Annotated in this window: 14 protein-coding genes; all 14 read left to right on the forward strand. The window is 70.3% G+C overall.

What is annotated here, in order from left to right; all coding sequences use genetic code 11:
- Nucleotides 1-83 precede the first annotated feature (83 nt).
- The 14 genes from ABH927_RS06810 (at nucleotide 84) to ABH927_RS06875 (ending at nucleotide 16,580) form a co-directional block, all read left to right on the forward strand.
- The gene (locus ABH927_RS06810; RefSeq protein WP_370019101.1) at nucleotides 84-827 is read left to right on the forward strand and encodes a DUF4386 domain-containing protein; all 744 of its coding nucleotides are present in this window, start codon (nucleotides 84-86) and stop codon (nucleotides 825-827) included.
- 276 nt (nucleotides 828-1,103) lie between these two features.
- Entirely contained in the window at nucleotides 1,104-3,872 is a 2,769-nt protein-coding gene (locus tag ABH927_RS06815; protein WP_370019102.1) for a LuxR C-terminal-related transcriptional regulator, read from the forward strand.
- Between the two features lie 173 nt (nucleotides 3,873-4,045).
- Nucleotides 4,046-4,750, forward strand: a complete 705-nt coding sequence (locus tag ABH927_RS06820) for an alpha/beta hydrolase (RefSeq protein WP_370019104.1) — start codon at nucleotides 4,046-4,048, stop codon at nucleotides 4,748-4,750.
- A gap of 124 nt (nucleotides 4,751-4,874) precedes the next feature.
- Complete coding sequence (locus tag ABH927_RS06825) at nucleotides 4,875-5,768, forward strand: alpha/beta fold hydrolase (protein ID WP_370019106.1); 894 nt, start codon at nucleotides 4,875-4,877, stop codon at nucleotides 5,766-5,768.
- Nucleotides 5,769-5,782: 14 nt separating this feature from the next.
- Entirely contained in the window at nucleotides 5,783-7,333 is a 1,551-nt protein-coding gene (locus ABH927_RS06830; protein WP_370019109.1) for a long-chain fatty acid--CoA ligase, read from the forward strand.
- Between the two features lie 296 nt (nucleotides 7,334-7,629).
- The gene (locus ABH927_RS06835) at nucleotides 7,630-7,755 is read left to right on the forward strand and encodes a hypothetical protein (RefSeq protein ID WP_370019111.1); all 126 of its coding nucleotides are present in this window, start codon (nucleotides 7,630-7,632) and stop codon (nucleotides 7,753-7,755) included.
- Entirely contained in the window at nucleotides 7,748-8,377 is a 630-nt protein-coding gene (locus ABH927_RS06840; RefSeq protein ID WP_370019113.1) for a hypothetical protein, read from the forward strand. The genes ABH927_RS06835 and ABH927_RS06840 overlap by 8 nt, the downstream gene beginning before the upstream one ends.
- Nucleotides 8,374-10,059 carry a GH3 auxin-responsive promoter family protein gene (locus ABH927_RS06845; RefSeq protein WP_370019115.1) on the forward strand — a complete coding sequence of 562 codons (1,686 nt, stop codon included), beginning with the start codon at nucleotides 8,374-8,376 and terminating at the stop codon, nucleotides 10,057-10,059. Before ABH927_RS06840 ends, ABH927_RS06845 begins: the two co-directional genes overlap by 4 nt.
- 13 nt (nucleotides 10,060-10,072) lie before the next feature.
- On the forward strand, nucleotides 10,073-10,930 hold the full coding sequence (locus tag ABH927_RS06850) for an SAM-dependent methyltransferase (RefSeq protein ID WP_370019117.1): 858 nt from the start codon (nucleotides 10,073-10,075) through the stop codon (nucleotides 10,928-10,930).
- Entirely contained in the window at nucleotides 10,927-12,417 is a 1,491-nt protein-coding gene (locus tag ABH927_RS06855; protein ID WP_370019118.1) for an NAD(P)/FAD-dependent oxidoreductase, read from the forward strand. The genes ABH927_RS06850 and ABH927_RS06855 overlap by 4 nt, the downstream gene beginning before the upstream one ends.
- Nucleotides 12,414-13,529 (forward strand): hypothetical protein, encoded by a 1,116-nt coding sequence (locus ABH927_RS06860; protein WP_370019120.1) that lies wholly within the window; start codon nucleotides 12,414-12,416, stop codon nucleotides 13,527-13,529. The genes ABH927_RS06855 and ABH927_RS06860 overlap by 4 nt, the downstream gene beginning before the upstream one ends.
- Nucleotides 13,526-14,257 carry a DUF6182 family protein gene (locus ABH927_RS06865; protein ID WP_370019122.1) on the forward strand — a complete coding sequence of 244 codons (732 nt, stop codon included), beginning with the start codon at nucleotides 13,526-13,528 and terminating at the stop codon, nucleotides 14,255-14,257. Before ABH927_RS06860 ends, ABH927_RS06865 begins: the two co-directional genes overlap by 4 nt.
- A gap of 47 nt (nucleotides 14,258-14,304) precedes the next feature.
- Nucleotides 14,305-14,946, forward strand: coding sequence for a LysR substrate-binding domain-containing protein (locus tag ABH927_RS06870; RefSeq protein ID WP_370019124.1), 642 nt, complete (start codon nucleotides 14,305-14,307; stop codon nucleotides 14,944-14,946).
- On the forward strand, nucleotides 14,943-16,580 hold the full coding sequence (locus tag ABH927_RS06875; RefSeq protein WP_370019126.1) for an alpha/beta fold hydrolase: 1,638 nt from the start codon (nucleotides 14,943-14,945) through the stop codon (nucleotides 16,578-16,580). The genes ABH927_RS06870 and ABH927_RS06875 overlap by 4 nt, the downstream gene beginning before the upstream one ends.
- Nucleotides 16,581-16,680: the final 100 nt, after the last annotated feature.

A 16,680-nucleotide genomic window follows, 5' to 3' on the forward strand; every position in this document is an offset into this window, starting at 1 on the left:
ACCTCGGCCGTTGGGGACGTGATGCGGCACGAGCGTGGCCCGAGCCACGACGCGGGTCAGTTGCTCCCAGAAGGGACTTCATCGTGAACTCAACTCGAAGAACTGCGATCGCAACGGGAGCACTGTTCATCGTCGCGACCATCGCCGCGCTCGTGGCAGCTGCACTCGAACCCGCCCTCACCGGGACGGACTACCTGACAGGAGTCGCCAACCATCCCAACCGACTGGCCACCGTTGCGCTCCTCTACCTGATCGCGGCAGGCACCAGCGTCGGCATCGCCATCGCCCTCTACCCAATGCTGAAGAAGATCAACGCCGCCCTAGCGCTCGGATCGGTTGTCTTCAGAACCATCGAAGCGGTCTTTTACACGGCCGCGGTCGTAAGCCTGCTGTCGATGCTGCACCTCGGCCAGCAGTTCGCCGCAGCACCGGCCGATAATCGTGCGCCGATTCACGCAATTGCCGACTCACTCCTCAGCATGCGCGACCATTCCACGCTCGCAGGGGTCCTCGCCTTCTGCGTGGGCGCCCTGATGTACTACACCCTCTTCTACCGATCACGACTCGTTCCCCGATGGCTGTCGGGCTGGGGTGTGGCCGGGGCACTCCTGATGATGACCGCCAGCCTCCTGGCGCTGTTCAGCAACAGTTCCGTGACCGGGTACACGCTCCTAATCCTGCCTATCGCCGTCCAGGAAATGGTCTTCGCCGTCTGGCTGCTGGTCAAAGGCTTCAGCCCGTCGCCCCTTACCTCCAGGGCATCGTCCGAAAGCTCAACCACCCCCAGCGGGACGACCGCAACGGTGGCTGGTGTGCAGAGCCGCTAATTCGTCCTCAGGAGGCGACGAGGGGTGTCGAGGATCTGGTCAGCGGTCTTGGCCGGTGAACCCAGTACCCACGACATCAACCGCACCTGGGGTGCTACACAGGTGCCTGGCTGGAGCGGAGCTTGCAGAGGGCGTGGGGTGGCCAGGAGATCGGCGAAGCGCCGCTCGCCCCGCTCGGTGCCCACTGGGGCTGGGCGTAAGGTCAGATCCGTGGATTCGAGAGGGGAACTTCCCTTAGGTAACGGTTCGCTGATCTCTGATCCAGCTGGATCGTTGATGGGACGCGAACGGGACCTCACCCGGATCCGCGACTTCGTTGACCTAGCCGCCGTCCAGGGCGGTGCGTTCATGCTGTTGGGCGAAGCCGGGGTCGGCAAGTCCGTGCTGCTGGAGGTCGCCGCAGCACGGGCGCTGGCAGCCGGCCACAGGGTGTTGCGCGCCTCTGGCTCGCAGTTTGAGGCCGAGGTGAGCTTCGCCGGCCTCCACCAGGTTCTCCACCCGCTCTTCGCGGACCTGTCACACTTGAGTTCGGCGCATGAGCGGGCACTGAGCGTCGCTTTGGGGCTGGGTGAAGGAACCCCACCAGGCCAGCTCCTGGTGGCCAACGCGGCTCTGGTTCTCCTCCGCCAGGCCGCCGTTCCTCGTCCGCTGTTGGTGATCATCGACGACATCGCGTGGCTGGACCGGGCCAGCGCCGTCGTTTTGGGCTTTGTGGCGCGCCGCCTCACCGGCAGCCGAGTCGGACTGCTCGCGGCGTCCCGCTCGGGCGAGGAAAGCTTCTTCGAACACGGTGGGCTGTCCGGCTATGAGCTGCAGCCGCTGGACGAGCGGGGCGCCGCAGCCTTGTTGAAAGCGCATTTCCCAGCGCTGGCGCCCCGGGTTCACCAGCGGCTGCTGGCCGATGCTCAGGGCAACCCGCTGGCCTTGCTGGAGTTGCCGGTGGCGCTCGGCGACTTCCAACGGGTCTCGGGCAGCGCGCTGCCCCCCGTTTTGCCACTCAGCGGGCGCCTGCAGGCGGTGTTCGCCTCACGGATCAGAGATCTGCCCGCTGCGACGTATGACCTGCTGCTGCTTGCCGTTCTGGATGGGACCGGCGACCTCAACGTCCTGCACGCGGGTGAGCCCAGGATGCAAGAGACCGACGTGCTGGCCCCTGCGGAACGGGCGCGGCTGGTCCGGGTCGAGCAAGGCGCCAGGAGACTGGTCTTTCGCCATCCGCTGATCGGCTCGGCGGTGGTGGAGTTGTCAACGGGTGAGCAGCGCCGCCGGGCACACCGGCTGCTGGCCGAGCGGCTCGCCGACCAGCCTGAACGGCGGGCCTGGCACCTGGCTGAGGCGGCCGTGGGACCCGATGAGGAGGTCGCCGCTCTGCTTCAGGCCGTGGCGCACGCCAACCTGCGGCGTGGCGACGGCGTCGGCGCCATCACCCAGCTCCTGCGCGCGGCCGAGCTGAGCCCGGCCGACATCGACCAGGCCGGACGGCTGGGGGAAGCCGCCTACCTTGGCGCGATCGTGAACGGTGACCTGCGCGATGCGCCGCACCTGCTGGAGCTGGCCCGCCGTGCGGACTGGCGTGGCGAGTCGCTGGCCACCGCGGTCGCCGGCGCCTACCACCTACTCAACGGCGACGGTGATGTAGACAGCGCGCACCGCCTGATGGTCGGCGCGATCGAGAAGCTGGCCGATCCGGGTGACGCCCACAACAAACCCCTCATCGAGGGGCTGTACACCCTGCTCATGGTGTGCTTCTTCGGCGGGCGTGCCGAGTTGTGGGAACCCTTCCACGTGGCGATCGGCCGGCTCAAGCCAGGGCCTCCCGAGCTGTTGGACATCCTTGGCAAGACCTTCTCCGATCCGGCTCGCCTGGCGCCGCCGGTGCTTGATCGGCTGGATGCCGCCATCGCGGGCCTGAACCAGGAGATCATCCCAGCGCGTATCTCCCGCATCGGCATCGCCGGCTCCTACGTCGACCGGTTGGGACAGTGCCGCGAAGGGTTGTGGCGGGTCATCGGCCACGGCCGCGACGGCGGAGCCGTCACCTCGGCAATCGAGGCGCTGTTCCTGCTGGGCAACGACGCCTTCCTCGTGGGTCAGTGGGAGGAGATGGAGCAGGTCGTCGAAGAGGGCCTGATGCTGTGCGACGAGCACGGCTACCGGCTGTTGTCCTGGTCCGGGATCTACCTGCGGGCAATGCTGGCCGCCGCGCGCGGGCGGGAGACCGCCACGGCGCTGGCCGACCAAATGACCCGATGGGCGACACCGCGAAGGGCCCGCGCGATCCAAGCCTACGCCTGGCAGGTCAGAGCGCTGACGGCGCTGGGCAGGTGCGACTTCGAGGATGCCTACCAGCAGTCCGCCGCCATCAGCCCGGCGGGTGTGCTGGCCTCGCACGTCCCGCACGCGCTGTGGAGCATCACGGACCTGGTCGAGGCCGCCGTGCGAACCGGCCGCCGCGCCGAAGCGGCCGCTCATGCCGTCGCCGCGGGCCAGGCCGGGCTGGCCGGGATCTCGCTGCGACTGGCGATGGTCACCAGCGCCTCGGCGGCCATGGTCGCCCCCGACGGGCAGTACAACCGGTTGTTCGAGACCGCACTCACCACTGCCGGCGCGGAGCGCTGGCCGTTCGAGCGGGCCCGCGTGCAGCTCATCTATGGTGAGCGCCTGCGCCGCGACAAAGTCACCACCGAGGCCCGCGCCCATCTGGCTGCCGCGCTCGACACCTTCCGCAGCCTCGGTGCCCGGCCGTGGGTGGTCAGAGCAAGCACTGAACTGCGGGCAACAGGCCTGTCCATCGGGCAGGGCGAGGCTACGGGGATGGCCTCGCTCACTCCCCAGCAGCAGGAGATCGCCATGCTCGCGGCCGCGGGGCTGACCAACAAGCAGATCGGCGAGCGGCTGTTCTTGTCTCCGCGCACCGTCGCGAATCACCTGTACCAGCTGTTTCCGAAGCTCGGTGTCGCCTCCCGGGCCGCGCTTCGCGATGCGCTGACGACCGCTCCCGTTGAATCGTCCCGAGGAGACGACGAGGAGCGGGCCTCCAGGTAAGTAACCTCGCCGCACGGGTCGCCGCCGCACGGTGGGGCCGCAGGTGGAGGCTGCCCTGCTGTGTTGCGCTGGGCCACCGGTGGATCCAAGTCAAATGACTCAATCGAGCCTTTCGCAGTGCGACCTAGCGTGAGTGCCATGTCCAAGGCGTCTCATCGGCGAAGGAGCACAGCATGAGTACAGACTCAGCGACCCCGCGCGTCGTCCTGGTCCACGGCGGGTTCGTGGACGGGTCCGGCTGGCAGGGCGTCTACAACCTGCTGAAGGAGGACGGCTACAACGTCGCCGTCGTGCAGAACCCGACCCTGTCGCTGGAGGGCGACGTGGCCGCGACCCGGCAGGTCATTGACGCCCAGGACGGTCCGGTCGTCCTGGTGGGCCACTCCTATGGCGGGGTGGTCGTCACCGAGGCGGGCAGCCACGACGACGTGGCGGCCCTGGTCTACATCGCGGCCTTCGCACCCGACAAGGGTGAGTCGGTGAACTCGCTGATCGCCGACCCGCCGCCTGGGGCGCCGGTCCCGCCGATCCTGCCGCCCACAGGCGGATTCCTGTTCCTGGACCGCGAGAAGTTCCCCGCCTCGTTCGCCGGGGACCTGCCGGCCGAGCAGGCCGCGTTCATGGCCGACTCCCAGGTCCCCTGGGGTGTGGACGCGCTGGGTGGAGCGGTCACCGAGCCTGCCTGGCGGATCAAGCCCAGCTGGTATCTGGTCGCGACCGAGGACCGGATGATCCCCCCGCCCGCGCAGCGCGCCATGGCCGAGCGAGCAGGCTCCACCGTGGCCGAGACTCCCGGCAGTCACGCCGTCTATGTGTCCAACCCGGCCGTGGTGGCCGCCATCATCACCCAGGCTGCCGCCGCGGTAGTCGCCCGGTGACAACCGTCCCGGCGCTCGGGCCTGTCCACCTGAACGGCGCAAGCTGAGCGCCGGGCACAGCGGGCTAGGCGCTGACCGGGGCACCCCGGGGTCAGCCGGCCGTCCTCTACATCAAGGAGCACAGGTGAGCATCACCGCCGACCCGCTGCTGCCCGGCACCCACACCGTGAGCATCCGGGGAGTCCTTCAGCGCTACCACGTCGCCGGCGCTGGTCCTTTGTGCCTCGTCCACTCGGGCGGTCCCGGACTTGGCTGGGAATACCTGCGGATGCCGGAGCTGGAGCGGCACCTGACGTTGGTCTACGTGGAGCCGATCGGAACCGGCTCGTCCGGCCGGCTGGCCCACCCGCAGGACTACCGCATCGACACCTACGCCCGGTTCCTGCACGGCCTCGTCGAACACCTGGCCGCGCCGAGCGTGTTCCTGCTCGGACACTCCCACGGCGGGTTCGTGGCTCAGCACTATGCGCTGAACCACCCCACCGGCCTGGCGGGCCTGATCCTGTTCGAGACCTCACCGCTCACCGGTGAGGAGTTCTGGAACCGGGCGATCGGCAACCTCGAGCAGTTCCCTCGACTCCACCCCGGCCAGCCCGAGGCGTCCGGCATCCCGGACGCCTTCCGGCGGACGCTGGCCGCCACCGACGACGAGGCCTGCACCCAGGGCGTGCGCGACATCCTGCCCGCCTACTTCGCCGACTACTGGGCCAACGAGGACGAACTCGCCTCTCTCCGGGCGTCCCTGCGCGCCTGGATCGATCCCATGCGCGCCGCCGAGCCACCCTTCGACGTCCGCGACATGCTGGGCGGCATAACCACGCCGACCCTGATCATCAGCGGCGCTCACGACTTCATCTGCGGACCCCACTGGGGGCAGATGCTGCGCGAAGGCATCCCCCACTCCCAGTTCGTCCTCCTGCGAGACAGTGGGCACATGGGACACATCGAACAGCCTGACACCTTCGCCTCCGCGATCACCAGATTCACGCGCGAAGCCGGCCAGGCGGCAACGGGCTGAGGGAGGAGGATCACATGTACTTGACCCAGGTGCTGCACCGCGCGCTGCAGCAGACCCCCGACCTGCCCGCCACCATCCACGGCGACCGGATCCGAACCCACCACGACGCCGCCGCCCGCGTCGCGCGACTGGCCGGAGCGCTACGCGAGCTGGGCGTCAGCGAAGGCGACCGCGTCGCCATCGCGGCCCTCAACTCCGACCGCTACCACGAATACCTGCTGGCCACCTGGTGGCGGGGCGCCGTGGTGAACCCGATCAACACCCGCTGGACCCCCGCCGAGATCGGCTATGCGCTTCGGGACTCGCAGACCGCGGTGCTGCTGGTGGACGACGCCTTCGCCGCCCAGCTCCCTGCCCTGCGCGCCGCCGCTCCCACGGTGACCACCGTGATCCACTGCGGCGACGGCCCCACCCCCGACGAGACACTCTCCTACGAGGAACTCGTGGCCGCCGCACCACCAGTGCCAGACGTACGCCGAGGTGGCGACGCCCTTGCCGGGGTGTTCTACACCGGCGGCACCACCGGCCACCCCAAAGGGGTCATGCTCAGCCACACCAACCTGATCACCTCAGCGCTCGGCACCCTCTCGCTGGGCGCCCTGGCCCAACCCGGCGGGCGCTTCCTTCACGTCGCTCCCATGTTCCATCTGGCCGACCTGGCTTCCTGGACAGCGCAGAGCATGGTCGGCGGCACCCACATCATGGTGCCCACCTTCGACCCGGTTCGCGTTCTGGCCACCATCCAAGAGCACCGCGTCACCTCCACATTCCTGGTCCCGACGATGATCCAGCTCCTGGTCGACCACCCCCAGCGGCAGGACCACGACCTGTCCAGCCTGAGTACCGTCACCTATGGCGCCGCCCCGATCTCTGAGGCGCTGCTGACCCGGGCCATGAAGGCATTCCCCAAAGCCGGCTTCACCCAGGCCTACGGCATGACGGAGCTGGCCCCGGTGGCCACACTGCTCACCGCGCGGGAGCACCTGGCGGGTGGCACGCCGCTGCGCTCGGCAGGGCGAGCCGCACCCCACTGCGAGGTCCGCGTCATCACCTCCGACGGTCAACCCGCCCCGGCAGGCACGGTCGGCGAAGTCACCGTCCGGGGCGCCAACGTGATGCTCGGCTACTGGGACAGGCCCGACGACAGCGCCGCCGCGGTGCGCGAGGGCTGGATGCACACCGGCGACGGCGGCTACCTCGACGAGCACGGCTACCTCTACATCGTCGACCGGATCAAAGACATGATCGTCACCGGCGGCGAGAACGTCTACTCCGCCGAGGTCGAAAACACCATCGCTCAGCATCCCGCGGTGGCCTCCTGCGCCGTCATCGGCGTACCGGACGCACAATGGGGAGAGCGAGTACACGCCGTCATCGTCCTGCGCCCCGGCGCGACCACCACCGCCGAGGACATCAGGACCCACGTCAAGAACCACATCGCCGGCTACAAAGCGCCGCGATCTTGCGAGTTCCTCGACGCGTTGCCCGTCTCCGGATCAGGCAAAATCCTCAAGAGAGAGTTGCGCAAGCCGTACGGGGCCGGCACTGACCGCCCGGTGGGCTGACTTCGGCAATGTGCCGAAAAGAGCATGCCGCCGGCCGCCAAATCCATGATCACGTGCGTAGACGGTCCGCTGGTCGCCTGCTTCGCCACACTCGCCGCCCGGCGGCCGGGAGTTGCCCGAGGGCGCACCGCCTCGCCGTCGCGGGCGCACTCGTTGGGCCACCATCAGCGGCAGATATTTGCAGTTGCATGCATTTAGAAGTGCTTGACAAGTTCTTGAAGTTGGTTGGATGGTGAATTCACGTGCGGCCCATGCCGCCGCACGGACACCAGCTCCTCGTGAATAGAGGTGCGTTCATGGCCACTCCACTCCGCCATCTCCGCTCCGACTCCGCTCGCATCGCCGAAGGCGACCCCGGCGGCGACGGCCTGTTCACCTACAGCCCGCAGGTCGAGTCTTGGGAGGTGCCGGCGGATGGCTGACGCCGGATTCTTCGTCCTGCTCGGCCCGGATGGCGCCGGGAAGACGACTGCGATGAAGGAGATCGCCCGGCGGCTGCCCTCCGTTCGCCTGGTGTCGACAGACGCGGGCCTCGTCCGGAGCGAGCATGCCCTCATCGCGCGGCTGCGCCGCAGTGTCGTCGAGGAGGTGCTGCCGGGCCTCGGGCGCACGTACTCCCCCGAATTCCTGGCTTCCCTGCTGCAGACCGCCGTGGTGCACCTGCGGGACCAGGCCACGGCCACCGGCCAGGCCGGGCCGGTGTTGGTGGACTCCTACTACTACAAGATTCTCGCGAAGTGCCGGCTCGCCGGTATCGACCACAACCCGATGTACGACTGGTGGCGCTCCTTCCCACAGCCCGAGCGGGTCGTCTACCTGGATGTCACGCCGGAGTCCGCATGGTGCCGTAGCCGCTCCGGAATGTCCCTCAACCCGATGGAGTACTACGGAACCGAACCCGAGCGGGCCGGCTTCGAGCAGTACCAGAGGAACCTCCGCAAACTCATGTTGGAAGAGGTGGACCGATTGCCGGTCACGTTCGTCGAGGAACAGGCGGGCACGGCGCGCACGGCCGATGCCGTACTCCGGGCGCTCGCGCCGTGACCGCCGACAGCGGGGGCTGGGGCAGTCCCGGACACGAGGGTCTCTACCGCGATCGGGTCTTCTCCGAGCGCGCTCGGCTGGCCGCGGAGGGCGCGGACCTGGCCGGCCGGCAGCGGGAGGTGCTGGCGGACTTCCTGCGGTTCAACGCCGGCACGGACTTCGGCCGGCGGCACGGGTTCGGCCGGATCCGGACGATCGACGAGTTCCGCCGGGCGGTGCCGATCAACGACTATGCGGCACTCGCGCCATGGATCGAGCGGGCAGCCGCGGGCGAGTCCGGCGTGCTGTCGGCCGACGACCCGGTGGTTTACTTCACGAGCAGCGGGAGCACCGGGGCGCACAAGAAGATCCCGATCACCCCTCGCTTCATGCACACCACCTTTCTCCCCTTCTACTACGCGGCGTGGGCACCGCTGGCCCAGCACTTCCCCGACGTACTGGCACGGACGGATGCCGTGCTGAATCTCAAGCACGATCCGCTGACGGCTCCGCCTACCACGGCGGCGGGGAAACCCCATGTGGGTGCCAGCCAGGTCGACTTCGGGCAGAAGTTCGGCGAACCGCTGTCGGCCGAGCCGGGGACGGCGGCGCCATGGGCAGCGCTCCCTTCTGATGTCGACCCCGGCGATCACCTGGAGAAGACATATCTACGACTGCGGCTTGCCGTACAGAGCGACGTGCGGTGCCTGATCGGTATCAACCCGGCGATGATCGGGGCGCTTCCCTACCAGCTCGATCTGTGGTGGTCCCGGATCGTGAAGGAGGTCCGCGACGGCACGCTCGGCGGGATGCCCTACAACGCTCCCGATCCCGGCCGGGCCGCTCAGCTGGAGGCGCTGGCCGATTACCACGGCGCGGTGCGTCCCTCGCTGGTATGGCCGCGAATGAGGGCACTGTTCTGCTGGACCACTGGGATGGCCTCGCTCTACCTGCCCGCGTTGCGTGAGGAGTTCGGCGCCGGCGTCACCGCCCTCCCGGCCCCGACCGCGTCGTCCGAGGGACCGGTGGCCGTGCCGCTGGACCGCCATCCGACGGCCGGCAGCCTGGTGGCCTCGGCCGCGCTGTACGAGTTCGTCGACGCGGACGCCGACCTGGCCCCGGACACCGCGACGCTGCTCCCTCAGGAGATCGAACCGGGCCGCGACTACCACGTGGTGTTCAGCCACGTCGGCGGGCTCTACCGGTACGCGGTGGGCGACGTGGTACGGGTCGTGGACCAGGTCGGGGGCCTCCCGAGGATGGAGTACGCCGGACGCGCCAACCGCTCCGACACGGCCGGCGAGCGGCTGCGCGAGGCCCAGGTCATCCGTGCCCTGCGGGCAGCGCTCGACGCCACCGGCCTCCAACTGCACAACGCCGCCTGCCGCGTCGAGAACGAGCCGGGCGAAGGCCCCGCCTACACCTTTGCGATCTCCCCCCGAACGCCATGGCACCCCGACGAGTCCGCACGCCTGCGTGCCCTGCTGGATGCCGCTTTGACAGTGGAGTCCGCCGATTACCGGCGGGTTCGTGCTGACGGGCGCCTGGGCCCCGTCCGGCTGCGCCTGCTGGCCCCGGATGCCTTCCGGCGTGAATGGCTGCGGGTGGTGGCGGAGGGCGTGCGACCCACACAGGTCAAGGACCGCCTGTTCCGGCAGGACGAGGCGCTCTGGGAACGCCTGCTCCGATCCGAACCCTCCTGACGAAGGAGTCATCTTGCCCGACCTGCTCAACCCCGTCGAACGTACAGCGCTGCTGACCGCCGCGTTGCGGGCGGCCGAGACACTCCGGGAAGACCGGTTGTACGAGGACCCGTACGCCGCCCGGTTGGCCGGTGAGGCCGGCCTCGGGCTGCTGGCCGAGATCCGGGCGGCGACCTTCCCTCCGAACGCGCCCAGGAGCCTGCCCAGCACCCCGGACTACAACGCCATCCGCACTCGCTTCTTCGACGACTACCTCCAGGAGGCCGTCCGGAATCCGGCGGTCCGGCAGGTCGTGCTGGCCCCGGCCGGGATGGACTCCCGCGCCTACCGCCTCGACTGGCCACGAGACACCCGGTTCTTCGAGGTCGACCGGCCGAGCGTCCTGGCGTTCAAGGACGAGCGGTTGCGGGGCGCCGCCCCACGGGTGGCGCCCCGCGCCGTCGCGGCCGACCTCACCTCCCCCGACTGGGAAGAGCGCCTGATCGCCGCCGGCTACGCACCGGACGAACCGTCCGTCTGGCTTCTCGAGGGCCTCCTCTACTACATTCCCGAGGAGGACACCCGGCGCATGCTGGCACGGGTCGCGGCACTGAGCCGCCCCGGCAGCCTGATCGCCGCGGATCTCGTCAACGCGGCGGCGCTGACCCTGCCTCACATGCGCGAGTTGCTGGAGGTATTCGCTGGTTGGGGCTGCCCGTGGGTCTTCGGCAGCGACACGCCGGAGCAGCTGTTCGCCGAGGTGGGCTTCGATGTCCGCGCGGTGCAACCCGGCGAGCCCGGGGCGGACTTCGGCCGCTGGCCTGACCCGGTGCCCGACCGGTCGGTGCCCGACGTACGGCGGGTGTTCTTCGTCCACGGGCATCGGCGTTGAACTGCACTACCGTCGCCGTGGTCGGAGGTGGCCTGAGCGGGCTCGCCGCCGCACTCGCCCTCGCCGATCATGGCTTCACGGTCCGTGTGCTGGAGCGGGCACCGGCTCCGGCACCGGCACCGGTGGGAACGGCCGACTGGCCGGTCCGTTCGTCTGCCCCGCAGACCGGCCACTCACACGTCCTCACCTCTCTGGGCCTTCGCCTGCTGCGGAAGCGCGCGCCGGACTTGCTGGAGGCGGCGTTGGAGGCCGGAGCGGAGGTTCTCGACCTGACACTATCGGCTCCCTCAGCCCCCGGGGCCTTCGTCCGGGAAGAGGCCGATGTCGAACTGGCCACCCTCGCCGTCCGCCGCATCGTGCTCGACGAGGTGCTGCACCGGGCGGCCGCATCCCGGCCCGGCATCACCCTCTCCTACGGCACCGCCGTACGAGGAGTGCGGCTGGACGGCTCCGGACGCCGACCCGTCGGGGTGGTCACCGACACCGGTGAGCTGGTGCCCGCCGCGATCGTCCTGGACGCGACCGGTCGCCGGGCGCTCTCCCGCACGTGGACGGGGACGACCGGCGGCACCCGCACCGGGCCGACGGCCGTCCGCGTTTTCACTCGTTTCTACCGGCTGACCGATCCCTCCGCCCGACCGGGACCCCTCAACCGAGGTAACGCCGCCGGCGGCATCTGGGACCACTACGCCGCAGTGGTGCACCCCGCCGACCGGGGCGTGTTCGCCGTCTCGTTGGGCACTCTGACCGGCGATCGGGCAACCGGGCCGCTGCGCGGGGCCCGCGCCTTCACCGCGGCAGCCCGGTTGTCCCCCGGCATCGCCCCCTGGCTGGCGTCCGGGGTGTCCGAACCACTGACAGCGGTCCGCGCTATCACCTCACCGCCCAACACCCTGCACACCAGCCCGGAACAGGACGGCCGGCCCTATGGGGTCTACGCCGTCGGTGACGCGGCCTGCATCACGGACCCGCTGTACGGGCGGGGCATGTCACTCGCCCTGGCACATGCCTTCCACGTCGCGGACCTGCTGGCCGCCCACCCGGTGCCCGACGCCGCCCAGCGCGCGCGAGCGGCCGACCTCGCCGAGGAGTTGCTCCGCCCGTGGTACCAGCAGGCCGAGCAGGACAGTGCGGCCCGGATCCGCTCATGGCGCGCCGCGGCCGGCTCAGGTACGGCCGGCGGCTCAGCTACGGCCGGCGGCTCAGGTACGGCCGGCTCACCGGAGGCGGTTCCCCCGACCGTCCTGCCCACGGGACGCCCCGCCCTCGCGGAAATCGCCGCGGCGGCGCACCACGATGCGACGGTCTGGCGAGGATTGACGCGAGTGCTGATGAGCCTGAGTACTCCGGACGCGGTCTTCGACGATCAGGGCTTCCGCGACAGGGTTCGCGGCGCCGCTCGCAGGCCCGTGGGCATGCCCGCGCCACCGACCAGGGAGGAGCTCCTGCAGACCATAACCGCCGCCGAGCAGGGAGCCAGAGTATGAGCGCACGCCCTCGGGTGCTGGTAGCGCCCGTCACGGTGACTCCGTCCAAGCCACTGACACCGAGCCATCTGAAGGGCCTGCTCTGGACGGACGTGTTGTATCGAGCGACCGCACTGGTGGCGGACGCGACCTATCGGTACAGCCCAACCACCTACCACCCCACCGAGCAGACGCTCGGTTTCTGGTACTACCTGGATCAGTTCCACCTGGACGTGGACTACTCGCAGATGTCCGAGGAGGAGATCGGTGAACTGTATGTCGGTTACCGGGCCTGCGCGCAGACCGTCTCAGCCGCCGCACTGCGGCCGTACGCCGACGCCGTCGAGCACACCGGCTGGGTCCACCCCGCCGGAGCACGGGTGTTGCGGCTGTGGACCGGGCACTACGCGCGGCTGGGGCTGCGCGATCCCGGGCTGGAGGTCCACCAGCCGCCGGGACTCAGCCTGGAAGAAGCCCTCGACCAACTGAAGCAGGCCGGGGTGGTGCTCGACCAGCGGGCCGATGGCGGCCCCGTCTACCTGGACGCCACGCGCTACGGGTTGCCGCTGCGTCAGATCGTCGCGGCCGACGGACGCCCCAATTACCTGGCCTGCGCCCTGCGCGAGCTCCTGCCGCTGGCCCCCGCGTACGACGAGGTCGTCCTGCTCCACGACAGCGGCCTCGAGCGCGACTACCAGCTCCTGGCACGGCTGCTGGCGCGGAGCGGCCCAGCGGTCCGGCGGGTCTCCCTGAGCAGGGTGCCCGTCGACGGGCGGATCACCTCGGCCCGGTACGGCGGCTGGCAGGATCACTCCTTCGGCGCCTTGCTCCGCGCGATGGACGGCCGCTGCGAGCCGGAGTCCTTCCGCCTGGGCATGCGGCTCTACTTCGTGGCCTCGCTCGGGCCGGGACAGCAGGAGTCGTTCCGGCTGGAACGGCTCGCGCACTGGACGGCCCGCGCGCAGCGGCTGCTGGACCGCTCTCGAACTGTCGCGGCCCGGACAGACACGGCGCTGCTGGAGCGGCACCGGAGCGACCACTTCTACATCGACCCCTACCGCCTGGTGTCCTCGCTGTTGGGCCGGCACCGGCCGGCTCCGGAACCCGGACTGCTCTCTGAGGTGCTGCTGTGACCCTCACTCCCGATCTCCTGCTCGACACCGCGGTGCGGCGAGTGCTGGCGTCACGGCCGGAGCTGGTGGCCGAGTATGACCTCTCCTCTCCCGCTGGTCTGGCCGCCGTCCGGGACTCACTGAACGGCGCCGACGAGGTGGCCGCGGTGTGCGTGGTACGTTCCGTCGACCTGCCCGAATGGGTCCGTGAAACCTGCTTGTTCGCGCTCTCGCTGGACGAGGCGACGGCCCGCGCCTGGCGCCGCTCCTTCACCAGGACGGTCTTCCTCGCGGGGCAGCCCGGCAACCTCCGCGAACGCTTCACCTTCACCCGGGTAGCGACCGACGGTTCGGTCGCCTGGCTGGGCCCGGCGCCCGCCGCGGCCACCCGGACCCTTCGCCGGCTGCTCAAGACCTTCGTCGCCGATCGGCCGGTCACCGCCTCACCGTCGGTCACCGTCGAGCTGCCGGCACCAGACGGGGCCGCGCGTCCCGCCGTCCACCGCGACCTGTACCTGGCGGTGTCCGGCCACACGGTCGGCGGGACCCTCGTCCAGCTCAACCATCTACTCGTCGAGGCCGTCCAGGACGGGCTGATCACAAGCGGTGACCGGCTGACGCTGCGCCGGGTGCCTCAGCTGAACGGTCTCCGAGCACCGGTCGCGGCCATGCGCGTCGACATCGACCACGACCGTCCCGACAGGCTGCGGGCATACGCCGCGCTGACCGAGCCGATGCCGCACCGGTGAACCGGGCCGGCCCGCCGCGGCGCGAACACCGAGAAGAGGACCCCACGATGCCAGATCCCGTGAACTCCCCCGTACCCGTGGACCGCCCGCTCCGCCTCGGCATCCACGGCTCGTCCGGACCCGCGGAGTCGATCCTCAACCGGGCCGGGCTGCGGCCCGGCGAAGTCGAGTTCGTTCAGTACGACGTCCGCGACCCCTTCGGTCCTTTGAGGTCCGGCCAGGCGGACGCCATGCTCGTCAAGTACGCGCTCCGAGAACCGGACATCGCCTTCAGCCGTCCGGTGGCACTGGACGCCCGGGCCCTGATCGCCGGTGCCGGACACCCGCTGGCGAAGCGACGGGCGGTGTCGGTCGAGGAGGTCGCCGATTATGAGGCGTTCGAAAGGCCGGGAGCGTTCCCCCCATACGTGTGGGATCTGGTGGTGCCCAGAGTGACCCCGGCCGGTCGGACGATCCGCCGGGTGCACCCCATGACCACGCTGGAGGCGATGGCCGCCATCCTCTCCGACGGGCGCTCGGTGCACCTGTCCTTCCTGTCCCTCGCCAGGTCGCTGCCGGCCGGCACGGTCGCGGTGCCGGTGCACGACCTGCCGCCCGCCCCTGTCTCGGTCGCCTGGCTGCACGATCGACCGTTGCCGGCGGCCACCGCCCGGCTGATCGCGGCCGCCGAGCTGGAGGGCGCCCGGTGAACCCGCTTCCCGGCACCGCCGTCGTCCTGCTACACGCGCTACCGCTGTCCTCGTGGATGTGGGCGGAGCAGGCCGGGGCGCTGCGCGCTCGGGGGTACCAGGTCCTGGTCCCCGACCTGGCTGGATTCGGGGCGGCCCCGCCGCACGCCGCCCCGCCCTCCCTCGAATTGCTCGCCGACGACCTCGCCCGCCTCCTGGACGAGCATGACCTGGAGGACGCGGTTCTGGCCGGCAGTTCGATGGGCGGCTACGTGGCCCTCGCCTTCCTGCGCCGGCACCGCTCCCGAGTCCGGGGTTTGGCGCTGCTGGGCACCCGCGCGCAAGCGGACACGCCGGCCGCCGCCAAGGCGCGCAGGGCGTTCGCCGCCATGATGCTGGACGACGCCTCACGGGACATGGTCGTCTCTGAGAGCACGCCACGCCTGGTGGGCGCCGCCACCAGGGACGAGCGGCCTGAGGTCCTGGCGGCCGTCGCCGAGCAGGTTGCCTGCGCGTCGCCCGCTACGGTCGCCTGGGCCCAGCACGCCATCGCGGACCGCCCTGACAGCAGCGGCGAACTGGCCGATCTCGATGCGCCGGTGGTGGTCGTCGCAGGCGAGCAGGACGAGCTGGTGTCGCGGGAAGAGACTGCCGCGCTGGCCGCCCTGCCCCCGAGGGGGCGGCTGGTGACCATCCCCCGCTCGGGTCACCTGCAGCCCCTGGAGACGCCGGGGGCGGTCACCGAAGCCCTCCTCGATCTGCTCGCGGAGGTCGCCGGAATGTCCGGTGCGGGCGGGGGCGGCGCGGCCGCTCCGGGTGACGAGCACCGGGTCTGGGGCCACACTGCCTCCACCGGTCTCGCCTTCACCAGCGACGACATCGTGGCGTCGCACTTCGCTGCCTGTGCTCCGCATTACCGGGCCGCTCTTGGCAAGGTGGGCATCCAGCCGGGCTGGCACGTGCTGGACGCCGGCTGCGGCAGTGGCCCGTTCCTCCCCTGGCTCGCCGAGCTGGTCGGTGAGCCGGGCCGGATTTCCGCGATCGACCTCGCGCCGGAGAACGCGGCGCGAGCCGCGGACCGGGCACAGGCCCTGGGCCTCGGCGGACGCGTAGACGTCCAGCAGGCCGACCTGCTGGCCCTGCCGTTCGCAGACGACACCTTCGACGCCGTTTGGTGCTCCAACACGACCCAGTATCTGAATGACGCGGACCTCGCCCTGGCGCTCAAGGAACTCGGCCGAGTGGTGCGGCCAGGCGGCCTGGTCGCCATCAAGGATTTGGCCGCCGACCTCGTCTCCGTGCGCCCCGGAGACCCCTTCCTGGCGGTCGACCTCTTCCGCCTGGCCGGCCGGTCCGGCGGATACCCGGCTCAACTGCTGCGCGCCCGTGACCTGCATCGCCGGCTGGTCGACGCCGGACTCGAGCAGGTGTGGCAGGAGACCGTCCTGATCGAACACCACGCCCCGTTGTCCCCGGCCGCGCTCGACTTCTACACCCGAGCCTGCGCCGGCATGGCTGGGCAGGCCGCCGCGCTGGGGATCGGCGCCGCGTGGGAGCCGTTCACCGATCCGCACAATGCGGATCACCCCCTGCGCCGACCGGAGGGATACGTCAGCGAAGGCAGCGTCCTGGCCGTCGGAACGGTTCCCAGCTAGTTCCGCCCGACCACGGGAGCGCGGAGGGGCATGGGGCCACCGCGGTCTCCCGCGCGTCGCGCCTCTCGGCGCTTGTAGCGGGGGGCGGTCAGCTCCAAGG

The sequence above is a fragment of the Planotetraspora sp. GP83 genome, from assembly GCF_041262585.1.
GTDB lineage: Bacteria > Actinomycetota > Actinomycetes > Streptosporangiales > Streptosporangiaceae > JAOEGB01.